The organism is Candidatus Poriferisocius sp. (assembly GCF_965204145.1).
Lineage (GTDB): Bacteria > Actinomycetota > Acidimicrobiia > Acidimicrobiales > Bin134 > Poriferisocius.
On sequence record NZ_OZ241977.1, the window covers coordinates 843700 to 866302 of the forward strand.

Here is a 22603-nt window from a genome sequence, read left to right on the forward strand (position 1 = left end):
GAGGCCGTTCCTCTTACAGGACCAGAGGTACGAGGTATGAGAGCAGATCAACGATGAGAAGCGACGGACGGGCGGCGGACGAACTGCGGCCGATCAGTTTTGAGCGAGACTTCACCGAGATGGCCGACGGCTCGGTGCTGGTCTCATTCGGGCGCACCCAGGTTCTGTGTACTGCGTCGGTGGATCCGGATGTTCCCCGCTGGATGAGGGGGCGGGGAACGGGCTGGGTCACCGCCGAGTACTCCATGCTCCCGGGATCGTCGCCGGAGCGGGTCAACCGGGAAGCAGCCCGGGGCCGCCAGTCGGGCCGCACCCAGGAGATCCAGCGCTTGATCGGCCGCTCCCTGCGAGCGGTGACCGATGCCGCCAAGCTCGGCGAGCGCCAGGTGATCTGCGACTGCGACGTGCTGCAAGCCGACGGCGGCACCCGTACTGCCGCCATCAGCGGTGCCTATGTCGCCCTGCACGATGCCCTCACCCGACTGGTGATCGCAGGCCAGATCGAACAGCACCCGATGATCGAGGCGTGCGCCGCGGTGTCCGTCGGAGTCATCGACGGAACGCCATCGCTCGATCTGCCCTACAAGGAGGACGTGTCCGCCGAAGTGGACATGAACGTTGTGATGACCGAATCGGGCCGCTTTGTGGAGGTGCAGGGCACCGCCGAGGGCCAGCCGTTCGGTCGGGATCAGCTTGATGCGCTGTTGGACTTGGCCACTTCTGGGATCGAGCAGATCATCAAGCGGCAAAACGAGTTGCTGGCCGACCCGCCCCCGCCCCGTTGAGCTTCGCCTCAGGTGAGCGACCGCGATTGGTGGCGGCCACTGCCAACCCCCACAAGCTGAAAGAGATCGCCGCCATCTTGGGATCGGCGGTTGAGTTGCTTTCCCGTCCCGTCGATCTGGGCGAAGTGGTTGAGGACGGCGACACCCTGGAGGCCAACGCCCGGCTGAAAGCTGACGCGGTGTGCGGGCACGCCGGACAGCCCGCGGTCGCCGACGACACCGGCCTGGAGGTGGCCGCTCTGGGAGGAGCGCCGGGAGTGCGGTCGGCCCGCTATGCCGGCGAGCACGCCAATGACGCCGACAACCGAGCCCGGCTGCTGGACGAGCTTGAGGGGGCAGCCGACCGGTCAGCCCGATTCCGCACGGTGGCAGTGGTGGTCTTCCCCGACGGCCGCGAGCTGCTGGCCGAGGGCATGATGTCGGGAGTCATCGCCGCCGCGCCTCGTGGAGACGGGGGCTTCGGCTACGACCCGGTGTTCGTCCCCGACGGGGGAGACGGGCGGACATTCGCTGAGATGTCGCCCGACGAGAAGAACGCAATCTCCCACCGGGGCCGGGCTTTTCGGTCTTTGGCCGCCCAATTGGGCCTGTAGCCTGACCCCATCGAGCTACGCGCCAGTGGCGGAATTTGGCAGACGCGCAGGGTTTAGGTCCCTGTGGGCGCAAGCCCGTGTGGGTTCAAATCCCACCTGGCGCACATATTTCTGAACTTGGCCCGCCTTCCCATCGAGATCTGTACGGATGATCGGGTGGCCGAGACGCCGTAGCGAGCCGGTACGATTGTGGCCATGACCGACCCCGTTTTGTTCGAGCCGGGCAGCCCCGAGCGCGGCGCTTTCGAGATCTACAACCGGCTTCTGAAGAACCGAATCGTGTTTCTCGGAACCGACGTGAACGACGACATCGCCAACTACATCACCGCCCAGCTCCTCTATCTGGAGGGCGAGGATTCCGAGAAGGACATCTGGCTCTACATCAACTCGCCGGGCGGGTCGGTCACCTCGGGCATGGCCATCTACGACACAATGCAGTTCATCACCCCCGACGTGGGGACCATCTGCATGGGATTGGGTGCCTCGATGGGCCAGTTCCTGCTGTGCGCCGGTGCTCCGGGCAAGCGTTATGCGCTACCCCATGCTCGGATCATGATGCACCAGCCCTCGGGCGGCGTTCGGGGCCAGGCAGCCGACATCGCCATCCAGGCCGAGCAGCACGCCTACGTGAAGTCGCTGCTGGCCGAGCGCATTGCCACCCACACCGGCCAATCAGTGGAGCAGGTGGAGGCCGACTCCGACCGCGACCGCTGGTTCACCGCCGAAGAGGCCAAGCAGTACGGCATCATCGACCACGTGATCGTCAAGCGCGGCGAGATGCTCTAGGACCATATCTGTCTCTCTCTGTGCCCTCGGTCAGCCCGGGACGTTCAAGTTCACTTCGCCGGGAATCCTGTCGGCCCTATCGGGGTCGATGAAGACGACGGGACTGTCCCAGTCCAGTTCGAGTCCGCACTGTTCGATCGAATAGCGGTTCAGCTCGGCCGCGGCCTTCCCGCTTGCCGCAAGCTGCTCTGCGTCTAGCCCGGCGGTCTCGGTGCCGCTGAACGCTCCGATGATGAGGCTGGAGGTGTTGATGATGACGGCCAGCGACGGCTCGATCTCTAGGGGTGCCACCCGTTGAATCGACTCCAGTTCGCTTATGACCGCCTCCGCGCCGCTTGGATCGTCGGAATAGTCCGCGGCCAGCGCGCCCTCGGGCCCGAAAGCGATCTCCAGCCTCTCGCAGAAGACGCGCAGGTCGGGCTGATCGTCGCCGCCACAGGCGCTGACACCAAGAGCCCCCAGCATTGAGGCACCAATGAGCAGCGCCAGTGCAGCCGCAGTCGGCTGTCGCATAGTCAGGAGTGGGCGGCTGCTTCTCGCAACTCGGTGATGGCGTGATCGAACCCCAACTCGTGGGAGAACACCGCGCTGCCGGCCACGAACACCCCAGCCCCGGCTTGGGCGGCGGCCCTGATGGTGGACCGGCCGATGCCGCCGTCGACCTCCAGCTCCACGTCGTGTCCGCCCTCATCGATCATCGCCCGCACCTCGGCCACCTTGGACTCCATCGACGCGATGTACGACTGGCCGCCCCAACCGGGGTTGACGGTCATCACCAGCACCAGTCGGCACAGGTTCAGCACGTGGGCCACGGCGGTGGCCGGGGTGGCCGGATTGAGGGCCACGCCGGCGTCCATCCCCAGCTCTCGGATGGCCCCCAGCGTGCGGTGCAGATGAGGGCAGGCCTCGACGTGGACGGTGAGCAACTCGCAACCGGCTTCGGCGTAGCGGGGCGCCAGCTCATGGGGCTCCTCCACCATGAGGTGGGCTTCGAAGGGCAGCGACACCAGAGGACGGATCGAAGCGATCACATCGGGTCCGAAGGTGAGGTTGGGCACGAACCGGCCGTCCATCACATCCCAGTGGATCCGGTCGGCCCCGGCCTTCTCCAAGCCGATGCACTCCTCGCCCAAACGGGCGAAATCAGCGGGCAGCACTGAAGGCGCGATCAAGACCTCAGAGGCCATAGCCCGACCCTACCCGGTGCCGGCGCGGGAGATGCGCACCTTTTGGATGGGCAATTGAATGGGCTGCTCAGCGCAGCATTCCGCCGTCGACAAACACGGGGCGACCGCTCATGAACGCGGAGGCGTCGCTGGCCAAGAACACAGCGGCGCCCACCAGATCGTCGGGGATGCCAAGGCGGCCGAAAATGGTCTCGGCAGCCACCTCTTCCTCGAAGCGGGCTCGGGCGTCGGGATCACGGGGCAGGATCATGTCGGTGGCCACCGGGCCGGGAACCAGAAGATTCACCCGTACTCCCACGCTGGCCCACTCCCGGGCCATGGTGGTGGTCCAGTTGGCCATGGCCGCCTTGACCGCGCAGTAGGCGCCGATGCCCTCCATGGGCTGGAAGGCGCCCAACGCGCCGATGTTGATGATCGACCCGCCCCCGTCGGCGGCCAGGTAGTCGCGTGCGGCCTGCGACAAGAACAGCGGTCCTTTCAGATTGACGGCCAAGATGTCGTCCAGCTCCTCGGGGGTGACCCGGGTGGTGAGGTGGGGGCGCAGCACCCCGGCGTTGTTCACCAGCACATCGAGGCGGCTGAAGCGGCCCATGACGGCCTCGAGCAGCGGCTGATGCTGGTCGAGTTGGGCGACGTCCAGCTCGGCGGCCATTGCCTCGCCGCCTGCGGCGGTGATCTGGTCGGCCAGGGCCTGGCAGGCGTCCAGCGTGCGGCTGGCGGCCACGACTTTGGCCCCGGCCTCGGCCAGCCCCAGGGCCAGGGCGTGGCCGATCCCCCGAGAGGCCCCGGTGACAATGGCCACCTTTCCGGTCAAGTCGAACCTATCCATCGCTCTCGCCAACTCCCTGAGAAGAAGCTTCCTGATCAGCCGATTCTTGGGCAGCCAGCCAATTCTCCAGGCTGGCGTCCTCCCAGTCGTCGGGGCCGTACACCGTGCGGGGCAGCGGAGTCATCAAGTGGGTGTCGCCGCCGGTGACATACTCGGCGGAGCGCTGCTCCCAGGCGATGATGCGGTGATCAGCGGTGCCCTCGTCGCACAGGCCCCGGGTGGTGTCGCGGTTCTGGCGGTAGGTGACGTGGGACGCGATGTCGGCCGCCCACACCATCACCACCTCGTGCTGGTTGTTGAGCACCTCGTACAGGCCGGTGGGGCGGTGGCCGTAGTCGGCCATGAGGGGTACCCGCTCCTCGACCACCGCGGCCAGGAACTCCAGCGGCGTGCCCGGCCGCACGGTGAGGATCTCGTTCACGAACAGCGTGCCTTTGATGCCCGTTTCGGCGATCTCGGCGGTGCTGGGGCTTCCCGGCACGCCTCCGCACAACCGGTCGAAGCCGCCGGAGCGCCACTGGGCGGCCTCGTCCCACCAGTCGCCGTAGAACGCCTTGCGCCGCTTCAGGTTGAGCCGGTCGAGGTTCTTGGCCAGGCCCTTCCAGCCCTCCGATCCGATGTCCCAGATGTTGATGACCTGGGGCCAGCGCCCCCCGCCCGCGCCCAGGATGTAGAACGCGCCCTGGAGCCCGAACATCTCCGGCATGCGCAGTACCGGGTCTTGCCAGAGGTGCTCCATGTAGTCGTACTGGCCCTGCCCGATGATGTCGACCACCTCATACAAGTACAGATCGCGGTTCACGGGGAGCCTCCGAGGTGCCTCGTGCTCATGAGCCAGGGCTTCATCATCCGCCGACGTTACCGGCGTAGGCTCTGCCTGTGCGGCGCGCGACCCAGGTGGAGCTGATCCGGGAGCTGTTGGCCCACCATGCTGCGGGCACCACGCAGCTGGCCGACGACGTGCTGGTGCTGCCCGCTGATGTCTACGTGAGCGAGCCCCATTGGCAGGCCGAGCGGGAGGCGCTGTTCCGCCGTCGCCCGGTGGTGGCCTGCCTGTCGGGGGCGGTGGCCTCGCCAGGTGACTATGTGTCTCTCACCGTGGGCGGAGTGCCGGTGGCAGTGGTGCGGGACGACGACGGGGTGCTGCGGGGATTCCGCAACGTGTGCCGCCACCGGGCCTCGTCGGTGGTGAGCGGGTGCGGATCGGGAGCAGCGTCGCTGCGGTGTCCGTTTCACGCGTGGACCTATCGGCTGGACGGAACGCTGTTGGCCCGCCCCCAGGCGGGGGAGGGGTTCGACGGGACCGACGAGTCGGACCTCGGCCTGGTGCCAGTGCCGGTGGGAGAGGCCCACGGCCTGGTGTTCGTTCGACCCGAAGGCGACGAACCGGCAGACGCCGACAGCCTCATCGGCGAGGCCGCGTTCGACCTCGATGATTTCAATGTGGGCGGCTACCTCCCGTTCGACCGGTGGGAGTCGAGTTGGCCTTGCAACTGGAAGCTGCTGGTGGACACGTTCTTGGAGTCGTACCACGTGTTCTCGCTGCACCGCACCACAGTGGGCAAGTACTACTTGTCCCAGCCCATGACCTACCGGGGCTACGGCCCCAACCTGCGGTTCCAAACCTGCCAGAAGTCGATCCTGGAGCTGGCCGAGGCCCCCGAGGACGACTGGGACCTGCTCAGCCGGGCCACCGTGGAATATCTCATCGCCCCCAACGTCATCTTGAGCCACAGCGTGGACCACTTCGCGGTGTACCAGTTCCTGCCCACCGCCGTCGACCAAACCAACGTCACCATGACCCTCTACACCCCCGAGCCCGTCACAGAACAAACCCGCCCCCACTACGAGCGCACCCTGGAGCTGCACCAGCGAGTCGGCGCCGGCGAAGACTTCCCCCAAGCCGTCAAGATCCAGCAGTCCTTAGCCTCAGGCCTGGTCAACGAAACCCTCGTAGGCCGCCACGAAGTAGCCCTAATCCACTTCCATAAGGCGCTAGACGAGCTGCTCGAGAGCGGGAACTGACAAGCCAGAGTGGGGCAAAAGCCCTGATGAGGGGAAGAAGGGGCTTGTGTCTCCTAGTGTCATACTCTAAGCTCTAAGTGTATGACGATGCTTAGCTTCCGGGTGCCTCCAGAAGAGGCGGCAAGAGCCAAAGAATGTGCAGATTACATCGGCGTTGCCCTCTCCGAGCTGTACCGCGAGGCGCTGCGCCGCCACATCAACGCCATCCTGGCCGAGCGGGATGCCGAGATCTACGAGAAGATGCCACTCACCGAAGAGGAACTCTCGGCATTCGATGACGTCCAGTATTGGCTCCCGGCCGAAGACTGGTCTGACTGGATTGAGTGGCTCGATGCAAAGGGGTGAGATCTGGTTCGCCGAGACCCCAAACGGCGACCGCCCGGTGCTCGTTCTCACACGCGATCCGGTCGCAGCTCGCATCGGAGGTGTGGTTGCTGCTGAGCTCACCCGCACGATCCGGGGCATTGCCTCTGAGTTCCCCCTGTCTGTTGACGACGGTGTCCCCGTCGAGAGCGTCGTCAGCTTTGACAACATTCACACCGTTCGGCGCCACGCCTTCCGACGCCGGGTCACCAAGCTCACCCCCGCCCGCATGAACGAGGCCTGCCAAGCCCTCAAAGCCGCCACTGGTTGCTAGCGGAGGCATTGCCCGTCGCCGCTAGCCGAATTGTTCGGCTTGCCAGGCTCGGGCGGCTTTGAAGCCCTCGGTTCTTATGATTTGGCCGAATTCTTGGGCGGCGGGGGACTGGTGGGCGATCACGTTGTGCTCGCGGGCTGCTTCTTGGGCGGCGGTGTAGCCCATCAGCTCGAGGACCTTGTTGCAGATGGCCTTGTTGGCGGCGGAGATGTCGTTGGGCACTGTTGCCACTCGGCGGGCTAGGGCGTGGGTGTGGTTGGCCAATTTGTCGACGGGCACGGCCTCTAGCACGAAACCGGCTTTGGCTGCGGTGATGCCGTCGATCATGTCGCCGGTGAGCAGGAGGCGCTTGGCCCATTGGGGGCCGGCCAGGTAGGTCCACATGTGGGTGGAAGGCGAGGCCATCGACCGCACGATGGGGTAGCCGAACTGGGCGTCCTCGGCACAGACGGTCATGTCGGCGTGGAAGGCGATGTCGGTGCCCACCGCCAGGCAATAGCCGTGGACTGAGGCGATAATCGGGGTTCGCAGCCGCCACATCTCCTCGAACCGCCGGAACGGCTCCACCAGGGCCAGCTCCTGCTCGAAGGACCGGGAGTCGTAGTCCAGGTCGATCTCGTCGGGGTCGAGGTCAATCCCGGAGCAGAACGCGTCTCCGGCGCCCTGGATCACGATGGCGCCGATGTCAGAGGCGGCGTCGGCCTCAGCCAGCTTGTCGAAGAGTTGGCCGAGCTGGGCCATGGTCAGGGCGTTGCGCCGCTCAGGGCGGTTGAGAGTGATGTAGCGGACCCGCTCCCGGTCCTCGGCGAGGATGGCGGGCTCGGTCTCTGGGGCTTCTGGCACGGGGCCGACGGTAGCGCGCCTGCTGGCAGGCGGGGACCCGGCGTCCAAGAAGGCACCGCCAACCACCCGGCAGTAGCCTGGTTTCGTGGACGATCTCGGCTACATCCCCTTCGACTGCGACAACCACTACTACGAGGCGGTGGACGCCTTCACCCGCCATGTGGACCCAGCCATGCACCCCCGCTGCGTGCAGTGGGCCGAGGTGAACGGCCGCCGCTACCACCTGGTGGGCGGCAAGATCAGCCATGCGGTGGTGAACCCCACTTGGGATCCCATCGCCCTGCCCGGCGCCATGCACGACTACTTCCGGGGCAACCCCGAGGGCCGCAACCCCACCGAGATGCTGAGCAAGCGGGAGAAGCTTCCCCGCTACTACGTGGACGACCGGGATGCCCGGGTCGACAAGGTGTACCAGCAGGGGCTCCAGTCGGTGTGGCTGTTCCCCACGCTGGGGGTGCTGTACGAGGAGCTCGTCAAAGAGGACATCGAAGCGGTGTGCGCCCTGTTCGGCGGGTTCAACCGCTGGCTCGACGAGCAGTGGGGGTTCGCCTACCGCGACACCATCTACGCCGCCCCCTACATCGCCCTGGGTGACGTGGACTGGGCTTGCCAGGAGTTGGAGTGGGCCCTCGACAAGGGTGCCCGCACCATCGTGATGCGCCCCGCGGCAGTGTGGACCACCGAGGGGTTCATGTCGCCGGCCGACGAGCACTTCGACCCGTTCTGGGCCCGGGTGAACGAGTCGGGCATCTGCGCGGTGGTCCACGCCGGCGACAGCGGCTACACCACCCACGGCTACGACGTGGACGGATTCGCCTCGGCGGGAGTGGGCAAGGAGCGCAAGTACAAGCCCAGCATCAAGGCCTACAACATCGAGCGGGCCGCCTACGACTACCTGATCACGCTGGCGCTGGAGAAGCTGTTCGAGCGGTTCACCAACCTGCGGATCGCCTCGGTGGAGAACGGATCGCAGTTCCTGGGCGACATGTTCCGCAAGCTGGGCCAGGCCACCCACAAGAGCATCGGCTGGTTCAAGGAGGATCCCTCCGAGCTGTTCCGCCAGCACGTGTGGATCAACCCCTTCTGGGAGGACGACGTGGCCGAGGTGGTCCACTACATGGGTCCCGACCGGGTGATCTTCGGCAGCGACTGGCCCCACATCGAGGGCATGCCCCAGCCGCTCGACTACCTGGTGGAGCTCAAGGACAAGGGCTTCGACGACGCCACCAAGAAGAAGATCCTCCTCGACAACGTCACCGAGCTGAACCAGCTCCAGCCGGCCTGACGCCAACCCGCGCCCATGGGCTCCCGCTAGCCGGTGGGGTCGAAGTGGGGGTTGAGAAGGTCGTAGCGGGTGATGGCGTCTTTGGCCACCGAAGGGTCGAGGCTGCCCTCAGCGGCCAGGGCGCTCAAAACAGTGGAGACCACGCTGTGGGCGTCGGTCTCGAAGAAGCGGCGCAGCGACTCGCGGGTGTCGGAGCGGCCGAAGCCGTCGGTGCCCAGGGGGATGAACCGGCGGGGCACCCAGCGGGCGATTTGATCGGGCACCAGGGTCATGTAGTCGGTGACCGCCACCACCGGCCCCTGGCCCTCCGCGAGCCGCTGGGTCACCATGGGCACCCGGGGCTCCTCGTCGGGGTGAAGGCGGTTCCAGCGCTCTACCTCCAGGGCCTCCTCCCGGGCCGCCTTGAAGGAGGGGGCGCTGAGCAGGTCCACTCCGATCCCGTAGTGCTCGGCCAATTCGGCCTGGGCGTCCCGGGCGGCCTGGTGGGCGGTTCCCGAGAAGATGATCGTGGCCTGTTGCTCGGTGCCCTCCAGCGCGTGGTTCCACTGGTACAGCCCCGACAGGATGTGCTCGTCGCTGATGAAGTCGGCCCGGCGGGGCTGGCGGTAGTTCTCGTTGTAGATGGTGATGTAGTAGAAGACGTCTTCGCCGCCGCCGTTGCCGTACATCCGGTGCAGCCCCGATCGCACGATGGCCCCTAGCTCGTAGGCGAACGCCGGGTCGTAGGCGCAGCAGGCCGGCACGGTGGAGGCCAAAAGGTGGCTGTGCCCGTCTTGGTGCTGCAAGCCCTCTCCCAACAAGGTGGTGCGCCCCGCGGTGGCCCCCATCAGAAAACCTCGGGCCCGGGAGTCGGCCGCCGACCAGATCAGATCGCCCACCCGCTGGAACCCGAACATGGAATAAAAGGAGTAGAACGGTACCATCGGCACGCCCATGGTGGCGTAGCTGGTGGCCGCCGCCGTCCATGAGGCCAGCGATCCCGCCTCGGTGATGCCCTCCTCCAGGAGCTGGCCGTCCTGGCCCTCGGCGTACGACAACAGCAGATCGTGGTCGACCGGCTCATAGAGCTGTCCCTCGGAGGCGTAGATCTTGAACTCCCGGAACAAGGAGTCCATGCCGAAGGTGCGGGCCTCGTCGGGGACGATGGGCACGACCCGGGCCCCGAATTCCTCATCTCGCATCATGTTGCGCAGCATCTGGGTGAACACCATGGTGGTGGACACCTCGCGCCCGTCGGAGCCCTCGTCGTAGTCGGCGAACAGCTTGTCGTCGGGCAGCTTGATGGGCCGGCGGATGTTCACCACCCGGGTGGGGAGCGGACCGTCGAGCTCCTTGCGGCGGGCCATCAGGTATTGGTGCTCGGGGGAGTCGGGCGGCGGCTTGTAGTACGGGGGGTTGGCATCGTCTTCGAGCGCCTCGGCTGGGATTTCCTCTTCCAGGTGGAGCCGGGAGCGCAGGTCCATGAGCTGGGCGGTGGTCATCTTCTTCACCTGGTGGGTGGCGTTGCGGGCCTCGAGCCCCTCGCCCAGCGTCCAGCCCTTGATGGTCTTGGCCAAGATCACCGTGGGGCGGTCGGTGGCCTCCACCGCGGCCTTGTAGGCGGCATACAGCTTCAAGTAGTCATGACCGCCCCGGGGCAGGTCCTCGAGCTGGCGGTCGCTCAAGTGGTCCACCATCTTGCGCAGCCGGGGATCGGGGCCGAAGAAGTTCTCCCGGATATAGGCGCCGGTCTCGGTGGCGTAGCGCTGATATTCCCCGTCCACCGTGGTCATCATCTTCTCCAGCAGCACGCCGTCGACATCGGCGGCCAGCAGCTCGTCCCAGCGGGAGCCCCAGATCACCTTGATCACGTTCCAGCCCGAGCCCCGGAAGTTGCCCTCCAGCTCCTGGATGATCTTCCCGTTGCCCCGCACCGGTCCGTCGAGGCGCTGGAGGTTGCAGTTCACCACCCAGATGAGGTTGCCCAGCTTGGCCCGCCCGGCCAGCGAGATCGACCCCAGCGTTTCAGGCTCGTCGCACTCTCCGTCGCCCACGAAGCACCACACCTTCGATTCGCTGGTGTCCTCGATGCGTCGGTCGTGGAGGTAGCGGTAGAACCGGGCGTGGTAGATGGAGTTGATCGGCCCCAGCCCCATCGACACCGAGGGGTATTCCCAGAAGTCGGGCATCAGCCGGGGATGGGGATAGCTCGACAGCCCGCTACCGCCGATCTCCATCCGGAAGTTGTCCAGCTGGTCCTCGGTCAGCCGGCCCTCGAGGTAGGCCCGGGCGTAGATCCCGGGGGCGGCGTGGCCTTGGATGTAGATGGCGTCGCCGGGCAGCCCGTCTTCTTTGCCCCGGAAAAAGTGATTGAACCCCACCTCGTACAGCGCGGCCGAAGAGGCGAAGGTGGACAGGTGGCCGCCGATGCCGTCGGCCCTCTTGTTGGCTTTCACCACCATCACGGCGGCGTTCCACCGTATGAAAGCCCGGATCCGGCGCTCGATGTTCTCATCACCCGGGAAAAACGGCTGGTCAGCGGTGGGGATGGTGTTCACATACGGGGTCTGCACCGTGCCGGAAAGGCCCGTGCCCAGCTCGTCGGCTCGGTCGAGGAGCTGCCGCAGCAGGTACCGGCTGCGCTGTCCGCCCGAGGCGCTGAACACGGCGTCGAGGCTGTCGAGCCACTCTCGGGTTTCTTCTGGATCAGTGTCCGGCAGTTGGTGTGAGAAATTCACGGCCACGCCACCATGCTTTCAATTCTGGGTTGGTCATGCCAGCATGAGCAGATGTCTGGTTCTGCCAAGCCCACCACTGTGTATACCGACGGTGCCTGCCGGGGGAATCCCGGCCCCGGCGGATGGGGTTGGGTGGTGCCCGATGGGCCTTCGGGATCGGGCGGTGCGCCGCAGACAACCAACAACCGCATGGAGCTCATGGGGGTGCTGGAGGCACTGCGATCGCTGGACGGGCCGCTGGAGGTGTACTGCGACTCCACCTACGTGGTCAATTGCTTCAAAGACCGGTGGTGGGAGGGGTGGATCCGCCGAGGCTGGCGTACCGCCGACAAGAAGCCGGTGTCGAACCAGGATCTTTGGAAGCAGATCATCGAGCAGGTTCAGGCCCGTTCCGTTGCCTTCCACTGGGTGAAGGGCCATTCCGGCAACCGCTGGAACGACGAGGCCGACCGCCTGGCCACCGAGGCGGCCGACACTCAGGACGTGGTCGAGGAGCAGTCGCTGTTCTGACCTGATTTCGATCAGCGCAGAATCTCTTCCAGCGCTCCTCGCAGGTCGGGGTGGCGGAACTCGAAGCCCGCATCGGCCAACGCGGCGGGATGGGCTCTAGTGCTGGAGAACAGAAGTCCGTCGGCCAACTCGCGGCCGAGCAGAAGCCGGGGGCCGAAGCGGGGAACAGCCAGGGCAGCGGGGCGGCGCAGCACCGAGGCCAAGGTGCGGGTGAACTCCCGGTTGGTGGCCGGGTTGGGAGCGCAAAGGTTCACCGGGCCGGAGACGTCGGATTCCAGCAAGAAGACCAGGGCTCTCACCTCGTCCTCGAGAGAGATCCACGGCCACCACTGCTGACCGGGGCCCAACGGCCCGCCCAGGCCCAGCTTGAACAGGGGCAGCATGCGGGTCAGGAACGGGGCGTTGTCGGCAGCCACCAACCCGGTGCGGGCCAGAGCCACTCGGATGCCCGCGCTCTCCGCTCCAGCCGCCGCCGCCTCCCAGTCGGCAGAAAGGGCGGCCAGGAATCCGGTGCCCGGCCCGGACTGCTCGTCGAGCACCTCGTCTCCCCGGTCTCCGTAGTAGCCCACCGCCGAGCCCGCCACCAGCACCGCAGGGGGAGTCGGGGCCGCGCCCATGGCCTCCACCAACAACTCTGTGGCGTCCACCCGGCTGAGCCGCAGCTCGCGTTTGCGGCGCTCGCTCCAGCGGCGGTCCCCGATGCCGGCACCGGCCAGATTCACCACCCCGTCGACGCCGGCGAAGGCATCGTCATCGATGTCGCCGGTGGCCGGGTTCCAGTAACGGGTGCTGTCGGCGCGCGCTTTGAGGTCGCGCACCAGCCGAACGACTTCGTGCCCTGAAGATCGCAGCTGGCGGACCAATGCCGATCCGATCAGTCCTGATGCTCCGGCCACTGCAACTTTCATGACTCCAGTGTATGGATTGGCCGACATGAACGGGCCTCCTCGAATGGTCGGTCGCGGGTAGCGTGGGGCTATGTCCGAGTCCGAGTCGAGTCCCCCCTACGATCACCAGGGCGCGGAGGGCGCCGAACCGAAATCCCGGTCGTTCACGGATTTGCTCCGGCAGATCAACGTCCGGATGGTGCTGGGTGCGCTGGCCGCCGTGGCGCTGATCGTGTTCATTGCCCAGAACACCGATGATGTCCGGGTCAACTTCCTGGGATGGGACTGGGACCTGCCGCTGTTCCTGCTGCTGTTGATCACCATTGCGCTGAGCGTGGTCTGCGCGGAGATCGCCGGCTGGTACATGGGCCGCCGGCGTCGCAGCCGCCGCTGAGCTCTCCATGAGCACTCGCCGGTTGATCCTCCTGGCGCTGCTGTGCGGAGTGGCGATCGTGGTGGCATTCGCCGTTCAGGCTGTGCTCATCCTGCGTTGACCAGGTTCCCCATAGGTCCCCTATAGGCTGAATGCCATGAGCAGCAGCCATGACGTGGTGGTGGTCGGCGGTGGGCCCGGCGGATATGCCGCCGCGCTCTACGGCACGGCTGCCGGCCTCGACGTCGCGGTAGTGGAGAAGCAGAAACTGGGCGGGACCTGCCTGCATGTGGGCTGCATCCCGGCAAAAGAACTGCTGGAGACGGCGTCGGTGTACCGCACCGTGGCCCACGCCGATCAGTTCGGCATCACGTCGGGATCGCCCTCGGTGGACATGGGGGCGGCCCAAGCCCGCAAGCAGAAGATCGTGGATCAGCTCCACAAGGGCGTGGGAAAGCTGCTGGAGGGCCGCAAAGTAACGGTGCTGGACGGGTGGGGCTCGCTTGGGCCCGACCGGTCGGTGACGGTGTCGGGTGGGGAGTCGGGCGATGCGACGCTGACCGCCGAACACGTGATCCTGGCCACCGGATCGGCGCCCCGCACGCTGCCCGGTTTCGAAGTCGACGGCAAGCAGGTGCTGACCAGCGACGAGCTGTTGTCGATCACCGAACTGCCTGCCCGGGCGGCGATTATCGGGGGCGGGGCCATCGGCCTGGAGTTCGCCTCGCTGTTGGCCGATCTGGGGTCGGAAGTGACCGTGCTGGAGGCGCTGCCCAGAATTCTGCTGGGTGCCGACGACGACGTGGTCAAGATGCTGACCCGGGCGTTCAAGAAGCGGAAGATCGAAATCCGCACCGGGGTGTCGGTGAGCGGCTGCCGCAGCACCGCCGATGGGGTTGAGTTGGATATCGAAGGGGACGAGCCCCTGGCGGTGGATGCAGTAGTGGTGTGCGTGGGCCGTCGTCCGTACACCGATGGCTTGGGTTTGGACGCCGCCGGTGTGGAGACGGACGACGAGGGCTATGTGGTAGTCGACGAGTATTGCCAGACCACCACCCCGGGGGTGTACGCCGTGGGCGATGTGGTCCGCACCCCGCAGCTGGCCCACGTGGCGTTCGCCGAGGCCATCATGGTGGTCAAGCACCTGCTGGGGGAGTCGCCCGCGCCGATTGACTACGGCAATGTCCCATGGGCCATCTACTGCCACCCTGAGGTGGCCTTTGTGGGCCATACCGAGGCGTCGGCCCAAGAGGCCGGCTTCGAGGTGGCCACCTCGGTACACCGTTTCATGGGCAATGGGCGGGCCATGATCGTGGGGGAGACTGACGGGTTGGTCAAGGTCATCGCGGAGAGCGATGGCGATGGGACCGGCGGGCGTATTCTCGGGGTCCACATGGTGGGCCCGTGGGTGACCGAGCAGCTCGGTCAGGGCTATCTGGCGGTCAACTGGGAAGCCACCGTGCCAGAAGTGGCCGAGTTCATCCAGCCCCACCCCACGATGAGCGAGCTGTTCGGTGAGTCGGTGCTGTCACTCACCGGCCGGGCCCTGCACTGAGTGGACTGGGGAGAATCGATGTCAGAGGTAAGGATGCCGCAACTGGGTGAGACGGTGATGGAGGGCACCATTATCCAGTGGTACAAGCAGGTGGGCGACGAGGTGGCTGAGGACGAGCCGCTCTTCGAGGTGTCCACCGACAAGGTGGATTCTGAGGTGCCCTCGCCGATGTCCGGAGTGCTCGTGGAGATTGTGGCCGCCGAGGGGGACACGGTGGAAGTGGGCGCAGTGATCGCCGTTTTGAGCGAGGATGGAGCGGCCGCGGCGGCTCCGCCTGCGCCAGCGTCGGCCCCGGTGGAAGCGCCGCTTCCAGCAGCTGAGCCGACAGCGGAAGTGGCTCCGCCACCCCCGCCACCAGCCTCAGAACCGGCGCCAGCTTCCGCGGCGGTGCCGAGCGTTCCCGCCTCCGGCGGCGGCCGGTTCGTGTTGTCGCCGGTTGTGCGCCGGCTGATCGCCGAGCACGGGCTGGACCCTTCTCAGATCACCGGCACTGGTGTTGGCGGGCGAGTCACCCGCTCCGACGTGGAGTCGTACATCGCCCAAAACCGCACCGCTCCCAGCCGGCCCGCGGCCGCCGCATCGACCACCGCCCCGCCGGCTCCACCTGCCCAGTCGCGAACTGCCGGACGTGACACGGTCGTCCCGCTCAGCAATATCCGCCGCATCACCGGCGAGCACATGGTGCGCTCGAAGCAGGTGTCCCCTCACGTGCTGACCGCGGTGGAGGTGGACTTCGAAGGGGTGGAGCAGGTGCGCCGGGCCCACCGGGAGGAGTTCAAGGCCGAGCACGGCTTCAGCCTCACCTACCTGCCCTTCATCGCCCGGGCGGTGTGCGACGCCATCCACGAGTATCCCCACATCAACGCCTCGGTGGGAGACAGCGAGCTGGTGGTACACAACTACGTGAACCTGGCCGTCGCCGTCGACCTCGACTTCCAAGGGCTGCTGGCCCCGGTGGTAGTGGACGCCGACCGCAAGCGTCTGACGGCGATCGCCGAAGAGGTGGCTGACCTGTCGAGGCGAGCGCGGGCCAAGAAGCTGAACGCCGATGAGATCTCCGGGGGCACGTTCACCATCACCAATCCCGGCCAGTGGGGAACCATGATGCAGTTCCCCATCATCAACCAGCCCCAGGTGGCCATCTTGTCCACCGACGGGATACGCCGCCGCCCAGTGGTGGTCACCGCCGAGGACGGGAGCGAGGCCATCGCCATCCACTCGGTGGGTGTGCTGGCCCTGGCCTGGGACCATCGGGCCTTTGACGGCGCCTATGTGGCCGCTTTCCTGGACCACATGCGGTCGATCATCGAAACCCGAGACTGGCACGCCGAGATGCCATGAGCCTTCGATGAGCCCGCTCCGCGTTCGATGGCTGGGGCGGGTGTCCTACCGGGACGCCCACGCCTGCCAGCAGGCCATGTTCGAGCGGAGTGGCGACTACCTGCTGCTGCTAGAGCATCCCCACGTGTTCACCCTGGGACTGCGGGGCGACGAGGCCAACATCTTGGTGGACCCCGCCGAGGTGGGGGCCGAGGTGGCATACAGCGACCGAGGCGGCGACGTCACCTACCACGGCCCCGGTCAGCTCGTCGGCTATCCGGTGATGACCGTGGCCGGCAAACGGGGCGGGGGCATGGCCGACACGGTGGCCTATGTGCGCTCGGTGGAACAACTGGTGATCGACGCGCTGGGCGATGTGGGGCTGGCCGACTGCGGCCGCCTTGACGACTATCCCGGCGTGTGGGTGGATCCTGACAGCGACAACCCCCGCAAGATCGCGGCCATCGGCGTGCGCCTCAGCCGCACCCGCTCCATGCACGGCTTTGCCCTGAACGTGGACTGCGACTTGGACTGGTTCGATCGCATCGTGCCCTGCGGCATCCCCGACAAGGCGGTCACCTCGCTGGCCGCGGAGGGGCGAAGGGTCGAAATGCGGGAGGTGGTGGACGCGGTGGCCGCCCGAGCCGCCGACCGCTGGGGAGCGGAGGGAGTGGAGGGAGTGGACCGGGCCGATGTGGCGGGGGAGCGGGGGCTGGAGACGGGAGTCAGCGTGGACCTCAGGGCCCGCAAGCCGGAGTGGATGCGGGTGCTCCTGCGAACCGGTCCCGAGTTCCGGCGGCTGCGGTCGGTACTGCACCGCCGGGATCTGGTGACGGTGTGCGAAGAGGCCGGCTGCCCCAACATCTACGAGTGCTGGAACGAGGGCACGGCCACGTTCATGATCAACGGCGAGCGCTGCACTCGGGCCTGCGGCTTCTGCCTGGTGGACACCCGCCGACCCGAGCCCCCCGACCCGGCTGAGCCTGAGAAGGTGGCCGACGCGGTGGCGGCCATGGGCTTGGACTACGCGGTGATCACTGCGGTGGCCCGCGACGACCTGCCCGACGGGGGGGCCGCTGGCTTTGCTGCTGTTGTGGAGGCGGTTCGCACGCGCACCCCTAAGGTGCGGGTGGAAGTGCTCATCCCCGATTGCAAGGGCGACCCCGATGCGCTGGCCGTGGTCTTCGATGCCCGGCCCGACGTGCTGAACCACAACATCGAGACGGTGGCCCGACTCCAGCGGGCAGTGCGCCCTTCAGCCGGCTACGCCCGCAGCCTGGCCGTTCTGGCCCGGGCCAAGGCGGCTGGGCTGACCACCAAGTCGTCGATCATCGTCGGCCTGGGAGAGACCGACGATGAGGTGGTCCAAACCATGGCCGACCTGTCCGCAGTGGGCACCGACATTGTGACGGTCGGTCAGTATCTGCGGCCCTCCGCCGACCATTTGCCCGTGGCCCGGTGGATCCCGCCCGACCAATTCGAGCAGTTCCGGGCCGTCGGCCGATCGCTGGGCATCGCCCATGTGGAGGCCAGCCCCCTGACCCGCAGCTCCCACCACGCCCAACACGCTCACGCCCAGGCTTTGGCTTCTCCGGTCAGGGCCGCAGGTGTAGGTTGACCCTGATGTTCAGCCAGCGAATGGAACGATTGCGGGCCAAGATGGCCGAGCAGCAGGTGGATGTGCTGCTGCTGTCGGTAGGCGCCGACCTGTCCTACTTCTGCGGATACGAGGCAATGCCCCTGGAGCGACTGACCATGCTGGTGGCGCCCTGCGACGGCGACGCCCGGTTGATCGTTCCTCGGCTGGAGGCCCCTCGGGTAGTGGAGCGACCCGAGGTGTTCGAGATCGCGGCGTGGGATGAGACCGACGACCCGATCGAACTGGCCCGCTCGCTCATTGGCTCTGCCTCGGTGGCGGCCATCGGCGACCACACGTGGGCCGGGTTTCTGGTGGATCTGATGAAGGTGCTGCCGGCGGTGGAGTTCCGCCGGGCGTCGGAGGTGACCAGCCCGCTGCGCTCGGTGAAGGACGCCGCTGAGGTGGAGTCGCTGCGGGCCGCGGCGGCCGCCGCCGACCGGGTGGCCGTCGATCTGCGATCGGGCAACATCGAGCTGGTGGGGCGTACCGAGGCCGAGGTGTCGGCCGAGTTGGGCCGTCGACTGCTGGCCGAGGGCCACCAGCGAGTGAACTTCGCCATCGTGGCTGCCGGTGAGAACGCGGCCAGTCCCCACCATGAGGCCGGGGAGCGGGTGATCAAACCGGGCGAGGTGGTGCTGTGCGACATCGGGGGGACCATGATGGATGCCGACGGGGTGGGCTACTGCTCCGACATCACCCGGTGTGTGCATTTGGGCGAGCCGCCCGATGACCTGGTCGAGGCCTACGACGTGCTTTTCGAGGCCCAAGCGGCCCAAGTGGCCGCCGCGGTGGTGGGAAACAGCTGCGAGTCGGTCGACCGAGTGGGGAGGGGCATGATCGCCGAGGCCGGATTCGGCGACAACTTCATCCACCGCACCGGCCACGGCATCGGCACCGAGGCCCACGAAGACCCCTACATCGTGGAGGGCAACACCCAGGAATTGCGCCCCGGCCACGCCTTCTCCATCGAGCCCGGCATCTACCTGCCCGGCAGGTGGGGGCTGCGGTTGGAGGACATCGTGGTGGCCGCCATCGACGGACCCGACAACCTCACCACCACCGATCACCGCCTGGCCGTTCTCGACGTCTGACGGAGCTTTCATCCGGTGATCGAGCTTCAACCGGCCACGGTTCTGCTCCAGATCGCCGTCGGCGGGTTGGCATTTACCTGGATCACCACTCGACGGCGGGAGGCCGGGCTGGGCTACGGCTGGCTGATGCGGAGCACCTTTGGCCTCTTGGCCGCGGGTGGGGCTTGGCTGGGATTTGCCACCGACCCGGTGCCGGTACGGGACTGGACCGCGGCAGCCACGGCCGCGGCCGCCGCACTCGCCTTGATGGTGTCGGTCGCCCGGCGGCGGGCTGGCGTGAGCGGCCAGCGGGAACGGGTGGAGCGGCGCAGCGCGGAGATCGCCGAGATGACCGGGATCGACCGGGACGAACAGCGTTTCGACCGCAGCAGGCCGGAATTTCCCCCGATGCTGGATCTCATCGCTCCCGCGGTGGGATTGATCGGGGTCGTGGCCGGCGGGTTGGACGCGGGCGATCCGGCCGCGCTGGCCGTGGCCCGCACCGTGATCGGGGCGTTCTTCTTGGGCGCGGTGACCGATGCCATGCTGCTGGGCCACTGGTACCTGGTGCAGCCTGGGTTGGCTCGGGGTCCACTGCTGGAGCTGGTCCGCTGGACCGGGCTGTTGTGGCTGCCCGAGCTGATGGTGATGCTGTGGCCGACCGGCATGGCATCGGTGCTCAGCGGAACCATCGACGATGGCTACAACGGTCTGCTGGGCTGGTTCTGGGTGGCGTGCGTGGTGACCACGGCAGGACTCGTCGTGCTGGCTCGGGCGGCGCTGCGAGAGCGGTTCTACTCGGCGGTGATGGCCGCGACGGGGTTGTTGTATCTGGGGATACTGACGGGGTTTGGGATGGACTTAGTGGCCCGAGTGTTGCTGGACACATCCTGATTTTCGTCAGGAGGCTCCAGCCTTGGTGATGGCCACGGTGTGGACGTCGGGGGTGGCTGCTTGGAAGGTGATCGTGTAGCCGCGGACTGTGACGCTTTGGCCTGGGGTCAGGATAGGCAGGTCGTCAACCTGGCCGTCGCCGGGGTCGCCGGCCACCTTGGCCGGCAGATTCCCGGAACCGATGGCCGCGTTCACGGTATAGACGAGCACGCCTTCTATCGGCAGGGCGGGCAAGGTGGTGGTGACACCGTCGGGAGTTCGGTAGAAGCGCCCGGCGTCGTAGCCGGTCTTGCGCCTGCTTTCAACGACGATCACTTCGGTATCCGACAGCGGTATCGCAGCCATGGCTATTCCATCGCCGGGTTTGGTGGCAATGGGCCGGAGATCGACGATTACCTCGGGTGCGGTCACACAGCGGATATGAGAAGCGTTGAGCCAGCCGAGCTGCCAGCGGCTCCACGCCAGCATTTCACTCGCGGAAAAGAAGTATCTGTAGTCCGTAGAAGTGTGGCCGCTGGGAAAGTGCCAGACGTGGGCCAGGCGGCGATCGCGCGGGTTGGCCAGAAAGTAAGCCCTTAGGCCCATGATGCCGAGGGTGATTTGAGTCCAGGCCTTGCCGACCGGGGAATCGGGCAGCATGTGGCTGTCATCGTAGGGATACATGTCCAGCAGGCCCAGATTGTGAGCCAGTTCATGGGCCGCGGAACGGCCCCAGGGGGTCGGCTCTTGGGGACCATCGTCAACGTGGCTGATGTTGATGCGGGAAGTTGGCGAGACGGTTCCTTCCTGCGTGCCGACGCTGCCTCCGGCATCGGCGCTGACAAAGTGCGAGCTGGGCATGACGACCATCAACACGTCATAGCCGGTGAAGTCGAACTCGGGATCGGCCAGCCGGACAGCAACCTTGTCAACATCCCTGAGCGTTGGCTGCCCTAGGGCGGACTCACCGAGGTGGTTGGTATAGCTGTCTTCGGCTCGCAGCCATTTATGCAAGGGGACGAACTCGATGTTGAGCTGTCCGAAGCTGACCGTCTCCAGATATGTCTCAGCCCAGGGCAAGCCCAATGCGGCCTCGTCATGGGTGGAATGGGTCGCGGGGGCGTCGGGGAAGTCCAAGAACAGCACCGCTACTCGTATGGTTCCGGTAGCTGATGGGGCCCACGACGGCAATGGGAATCCCGCCGTTACTCCCCACGGCACACCGTGGGGTAGGCACATTGCCGGTTCGGCTTGGACTGCCTTTTGCGCGCCGCTTGGAAAGGGCACGACCGGAGCGAGGCTCCAGCAGGCGATGGTGGCGTCGGTTCGCAGCCCGCAGGAGTGGAAGTGGCTGGTGGCGATGGCGGTGAATTGCCTGTCGGGCGGGTTGGCCTGTCCGTGGTCGTTGTTGCCCCAGCAGGCGATGGCGGCGTCGTCGCGCAAACCGCAGGAACTCTTACCGCGGGCGGCGATGGCGGTGAATTGTCCGTTCGGTGGATTCGTTGGGTCGTTGTTGTTGCCCCAGCAGATGATGGTCTGGTCGGTTCTGAGCCCGCAGGATTGGTTGTCGTGGGCGGCGATGGCGGTGAATTGCCCAACGGGCGCTCTGGCCTGTCCGCTGTTGTTGTCACCCCAGCAGGTGATGGCGCCGTCTACTCGCAGCCCGCAAGAATGCTGGCGACCAACGGCAATTGCGGTGAAGAGTCTCGCTGGCGCATTGTTACGGTCGCTCACATCAAATCCCCAGCAAATGACTCGGGCGTCGGCACGTAGTCCGCAGGCATGCCAGACGCCGGCGGCGATGGCGGTGAATTGTCCGTCGGGCGCATCGGCTTGGCCATCTTCGTTGTTGCCCCAGCAGGTGATGCCGGCATCGGTGCGCAGTGCACACACGAACGCACTGCCGGCGGCCACGGCGGTGAATTGTCCGTCGGGCGCACGGCTCAGACTGCTGCTGTTGGTGCCCCAGCAGGTAATGGTGGCATCTGTTCGCAGCCCACAGGTTTGCCAGGGACCGGCGCTTATGGCGGTGAATTGCCCTGTGGGCGCGCTGGCTTGTTGAAAACTGTTGTCGCCCCAGCAGGTGATGGTCTGGTCGGCTCTGATCGCGCACACATGCTGTTCCCCGGCGGCGAGGGCCGTGAATTGTCCGTCCGGCGCGCTGGCTTGTCCGCTCTCGTTGTCGCCCCAGCAGGAGATGGTGCGGTCGGTGCGAATTGCGCACGCATGCTGCACTCCGGCGGCGACTGCGGTGTAGAGGCCTGATGGCGTCTGATTGGAGGGGCCGGTCGTAGCCGGTGTTCCGTCGGTGCAGCCGCCGGGGACGATGTGGGTGTCGATGTCGAATCGGCAGCGGTAGGTGTTGAGGAGTGACTCCTGTTGGGCGATGAGATCGTCCCGCACCGCGATCTCGGCTGGGGTGGGGACTCCCTCGAACGGGTCGGGTTCAGTCGGACCCTGGCTGGGTCTTGCGTCGGTGCAGCCGCCGGGGACGATGTGGGTGTCGATGTCGAATCGGCAGCGGTAGGTGTTGAGGAGTGACTCCTGTTGGGCGATGAGGTTGTCGCGCACCGCGATGTCGGCCTGGGTGGCGGGCTGCTGGGCGGCGACGGGATCGGCAATGACCGCTACCGCGGAGAAGGCCAGAACCGCGGCGATGAGAACAAGCCCGACCCGTCCTAGCACGAGA

Annotated in this window: 22 protein-coding genes and 1 tRNA gene; 15 read left to right on the forward strand and 8 right to left on the reverse strand. The window is 66.5% G+C overall.

What is annotated here, in order from left to right; genetic code table 11:
* Nucleotides 1–53 precede the first annotated feature (53 nt).
* The 4 genes from rph to ACOGI7_RS03730 all read left to right on the forward strand — a co-directional run bounded on the left by rph (nt 54) and on the right by ACOGI7_RS03730 (nt 2164).
* Nucleotides 54–785 carry a ribonuclease PH gene (rph, locus tag ACOGI7_RS03715; RefSeq protein ID WP_419850578.1) on the forward strand — a complete coding sequence of 244 codons (732 nt, stop codon included), beginning with the start codon at nt 54–56 and terminating at the stop codon, nt 783–785.
* Nucleotides 786–814: 29 nt separating this feature from the next.
* Complete coding sequence (gene rdgB / locus ACOGI7_RS03720) at nt 815–1378, forward strand: RdgB/HAM1 family non-canonical purine NTP pyrophosphatase (protein ID WP_419850579.1); 564 nt, start codon at nt 815–817, stop codon at nt 1376–1378.
* A 19-nt stretch (nt 1379–1397) separates the two neighbouring features.
* A tRNA-Leu gene (locus tag ACOGI7_RS03725) sits at nt 1398–1482 on the forward strand.
* A gap of 91 nt (nt 1483–1573) precedes the next feature.
* Nucleotides 1574–2164 (forward strand): ATP-dependent Clp protease proteolytic subunit, encoded by a 591-nt coding sequence (locus tag ACOGI7_RS03730; RefSeq protein WP_419850580.1) that lies wholly within the window; start codon nt 1574–1576, stop codon nt 2162–2164.
* 30 nt (nt 2165–2194) lie between these two features.
* Here the strand turns inward: ACOGI7_RS03730 and ACOGI7_RS03735 are convergent, their stop codons facing one another.
* From ACOGI7_RS03735 to ACOGI7_RS03750, 4 genes are all read right to left on the reverse strand, one after another.
* Nucleotides 2195–2677, reverse strand: a complete 483-nt coding sequence (locus ACOGI7_RS03735; protein ID WP_419850581.1) for a hypothetical protein — start codon at nt 2675–2677, stop codon at nt 2195–2197.
* A 2-nt stretch (nt 2678–2679) separates the two neighbouring features.
* On the reverse strand, nt 2680–3351 hold the full coding sequence (gene rpe / locus ACOGI7_RS03740; protein WP_419850582.1) for a ribulose-phosphate 3-epimerase: 672 nt from the start codon (nt 3349–3351) through the stop codon (nt 2680–2682).
* Between the two features lie 67 nt (nt 3352–3418).
* Nucleotides 3419–4180, reverse strand: coding sequence for an SDR family NAD(P)-dependent oxidoreductase (locus tag ACOGI7_RS03745; RefSeq protein ID WP_419850583.1), 762 nt, complete (start codon nt 4178–4180; stop codon nt 3419–3421).
* The gene (locus ACOGI7_RS03750) at nt 4173–4982 is read right to left on the reverse strand and encodes a hypothetical protein (RefSeq protein WP_419850584.1); all 810 of its coding nucleotides are present in this window, start codon (nt 4980–4982) and stop codon (nt 4173–4175) included. Before ACOGI7_RS03750 ends, ACOGI7_RS03745 begins: the two co-directional genes overlap by 8 nt.
* 77 nt (nt 4983–5059) lie before the next feature.
* Between ACOGI7_RS03750 and ACOGI7_RS03755 the strand changes: the two genes are divergently transcribed.
* The 3 genes from ACOGI7_RS03755 (at nt 5060) to ACOGI7_RS03765 (ending at nt 6842) form a co-directional block, all read left to right on the forward strand.
* Nucleotides 5060–6205: an aromatic ring-hydroxylating oxygenase subunit alpha gene (locus ACOGI7_RS03755; protein WP_419850585.1), complete on the forward strand. Its 1146-nt coding sequence runs from the start codon at nt 5060–5062 to the stop codon at nt 6203–6205.
* 81 nt (nt 6206–6286) lie between these two features.
* Nucleotides 6287–6550 (forward strand): antitoxin, encoded by a 264-nt coding sequence (locus ACOGI7_RS03760; RefSeq protein WP_419850586.1) that lies wholly within the window; start codon nt 6287–6289, stop codon nt 6548–6550.
* Nucleotides 6537–6842, forward strand: coding sequence for a type II toxin-antitoxin system PemK/MazF family toxin (locus ACOGI7_RS03765; protein ID WP_419850587.1), 306 nt, complete (start codon nt 6537–6539; stop codon nt 6840–6842). The genes ACOGI7_RS03760 and ACOGI7_RS03765 overlap by 14 nt, the downstream gene beginning before the upstream one ends.
* 21 nt (nt 6843–6863) lie before the next feature.
* Here the strand turns inward: ACOGI7_RS03765 and ACOGI7_RS03770 are convergent, their stop codons facing one another.
* A complete protein-coding gene (locus ACOGI7_RS03770) occupies nt 6864–7685 on the reverse strand; it encodes an enoyl-CoA hydratase-related protein (RefSeq protein WP_419850588.1) in 822 nt (273 codons plus the stop codon).
* An 85-nt stretch (nt 7686–7770) separates the two neighbouring features.
* On the opposite strand from ACOGI7_RS03770, the gene ACOGI7_RS03775 reads away from it, so the two are divergent.
* The gene (locus tag ACOGI7_RS03775; RefSeq protein WP_419850589.1) at nt 7771–8970 is read left to right on the forward strand and encodes an amidohydrolase family protein; all 1200 of its coding nucleotides are present in this window, start codon (nt 7771–7773) and stop codon (nt 8968–8970) included.
* A 26-nt stretch (nt 8971–8996) separates the two neighbouring features.
* On the opposite strand, the gene aceE is transcribed toward ACOGI7_RS03775, so the two are convergent.
* Entirely contained in the window at nt 8997–11693 is a 2697-nt protein-coding gene (aceE, locus tag ACOGI7_RS03780; protein WP_419850590.1) for a pyruvate dehydrogenase (acetyl-transferring), homodimeric type, read from the reverse strand.
* Nucleotides 11694–11738: 45 nt separating this feature from the next.
* Here aceE and rnhA point away from each other — a divergent pair, with 45 nt between their 5' ends.
* A complete protein-coding gene (gene rnhA, locus ACOGI7_RS03785) occupies nt 11739–12197 on the forward strand; it encodes a ribonuclease HI (protein WP_419850591.1) in 459 nt (152 codons plus the stop codon).
* A gap of 11 nt (nt 12198–12208) precedes the next feature.
* On the opposite strand, the gene ACOGI7_RS03790 is transcribed toward rnhA, so the two are convergent.
* Nucleotides 12209–13105, reverse strand: a complete 897-nt coding sequence (locus ACOGI7_RS03790; RefSeq protein WP_419850592.1) for a TIGR01777 family oxidoreductase — start codon at nt 13103–13105, stop codon at nt 12209–12211.
* A gap of 70 nt (nt 13106–13175) precedes the next feature.
* Here ACOGI7_RS03790 and ACOGI7_RS03795 point away from each other — a divergent pair, with 70 nt between their 5' ends.
* The 6 genes from ACOGI7_RS03795 to ACOGI7_RS03820 all read left to right on the forward strand — a co-directional run bounded on the left by ACOGI7_RS03795 (nt 13176) and on the right by ACOGI7_RS03820 (nt 19935).
* Nucleotides 13176–13478 (forward strand): lipopolysaccharide assembly protein LapA domain-containing protein, encoded by a 303-nt coding sequence (locus ACOGI7_RS03795; protein WP_419850593.1) that lies wholly within the window; start codon nt 13176–13178, stop codon nt 13476–13478.
* Between the two features lie 136 nt (nt 13479–13614).
* Nucleotides 13615–15012: a dihydrolipoyl dehydrogenase gene (lpdA, locus tag ACOGI7_RS03800; protein ID WP_419850594.1), complete on the forward strand. Its 1398-nt coding sequence runs from the start codon at nt 13615–13617 to the stop codon at nt 15010–15012.
* A gap of 33 nt (nt 15013–15045) precedes the next feature.
* Nucleotides 15046–16353: a dihydrolipoamide acetyltransferase family protein gene (locus ACOGI7_RS03805; protein WP_419850595.1), complete on the forward strand. Its 1308-nt coding sequence runs from the start codon at nt 15046–15048 to the stop codon at nt 16351–16353.
* Between the two features lie 7 nt (nt 16354–16360).
* Entirely contained in the window at nt 16361–17950 is a 1590-nt protein-coding gene (gene lipA, locus ACOGI7_RS03810) for a lipoyl synthase (RefSeq protein WP_419850596.1), read from the forward strand.
* A gap of 5 nt (nt 17951–17955) precedes the next feature.
* The gene (locus ACOGI7_RS03815) at nt 17956–19062 is read left to right on the forward strand and encodes a M24 family metallopeptidase (RefSeq protein ID WP_419850597.1); all 1107 of its coding nucleotides are present in this window, start codon (nt 17956–17958) and stop codon (nt 19060–19062) included.
* Between the two features lie 15 nt (nt 19063–19077).
* Complete coding sequence (locus ACOGI7_RS03820) at nt 19078–19935, forward strand: hypothetical protein (protein ID WP_419850598.1); 858 nt, start codon at nt 19078–19080, stop codon at nt 19933–19935.
* Between the two features lie 6 nt (nt 19936–19941).
* Here ACOGI7_RS03820 and ACOGI7_RS03825 read toward each other — a convergent pair whose 3' ends face one another.
* Entirely contained in the window at nt 19942–22599 is a 2658-nt protein-coding gene (locus ACOGI7_RS03825; RefSeq protein ID WP_419850599.1) for a hypothetical protein, read from the reverse strand.
* Nucleotides 22600–22603 lie beyond the last annotated feature (4 nt).

Coding starts and splice junctions, on each gene's coding strand:
- rph (WP_419850578.1), top strand. CDS start 54: ATGAGAAGCGACGGACGGGCGGCGGACGAACTGCGGCCGATCAGTTTT.
- ACOGI7_RS03730 (WP_419850580.1), top strand. CDS start 1,574: ATGACCGACCCCGTTTTGTTCGAGCCGGGCAGCCCCGAGCGCGGCGCT.
- ACOGI7_RS03735 (WP_419850581.1), bottom strand. CDS start 2,677: ATGCGACAGCCGACTGCGGCTGCACTGGCGCTGCTCATTGGTGCCTCA.
- rpe (WP_419850582.1), bottom strand. CDS start 3,351: ATGGCCTCTGAGGTCTTGATCGCGCCTTCAGTGCTGCCCGCTGATTTC.
- ACOGI7_RS03745 (WP_419850583.1), bottom strand. CDS start 4,180: ATGGATAGGTTCGACTTGACCGGAAAGGTGGCCATTGTCACCGGGGCC.
- ACOGI7_RS03760 (WP_419850586.1), top strand. CDS start 6,287: ATGACGATGCTTAGCTTCCGGGTGCCTCCAGAAGAGGCGGCAAGAGCC.
- ACOGI7_RS03765 (WP_419850587.1), top strand. CDS start 6,537: ATGCAAAGGGGTGAGATCTGGTTCGCCGAGACCCCAAACGGCGACCGC.
- rnhA (WP_419850591.1), top strand. CDS start 11,739: ATGTCTGGTTCTGCCAAGCCCACCACTGTGTATACCGACGGTGCCTGC.
- ACOGI7_RS03790 (WP_419850592.1), bottom strand. CDS start 13,105: ATGAAAGTTGCAGTGGCCGGAGCATCAGGACTGATCGGATCGGCATTG.
- ACOGI7_RS03795 (WP_419850593.1), top strand. CDS start 13,176: ATGTCCGAGTCCGAGTCGAGTCCCCCCTACGATCACCAGGGCGCGGAG.
- lpdA (WP_419850594.1), top strand. CDS start 13,615: ATGAGCAGCAGCCATGACGTGGTGGTGGTCGGCGGTGGGCCCGGCGGA.
- ACOGI7_RS03805 (WP_419850595.1), top strand. CDS start 15,046: ATGCCGCAACTGGGTGAGACGGTGATGGAGGGCACCATTATCCAGTGG.
- lipA (WP_419850596.1), top strand. CDS start 16,361: ATGAGCCCGCTCCGCGTTCGATGGCTGGGGCGGGTGTCCTACCGGGAC.
- ACOGI7_RS03815 (WP_419850597.1), top strand. CDS start 17,956: ATGTTCAGCCAGCGAATGGAACGATTGCGGGCCAAGATGGCCGAGCAG.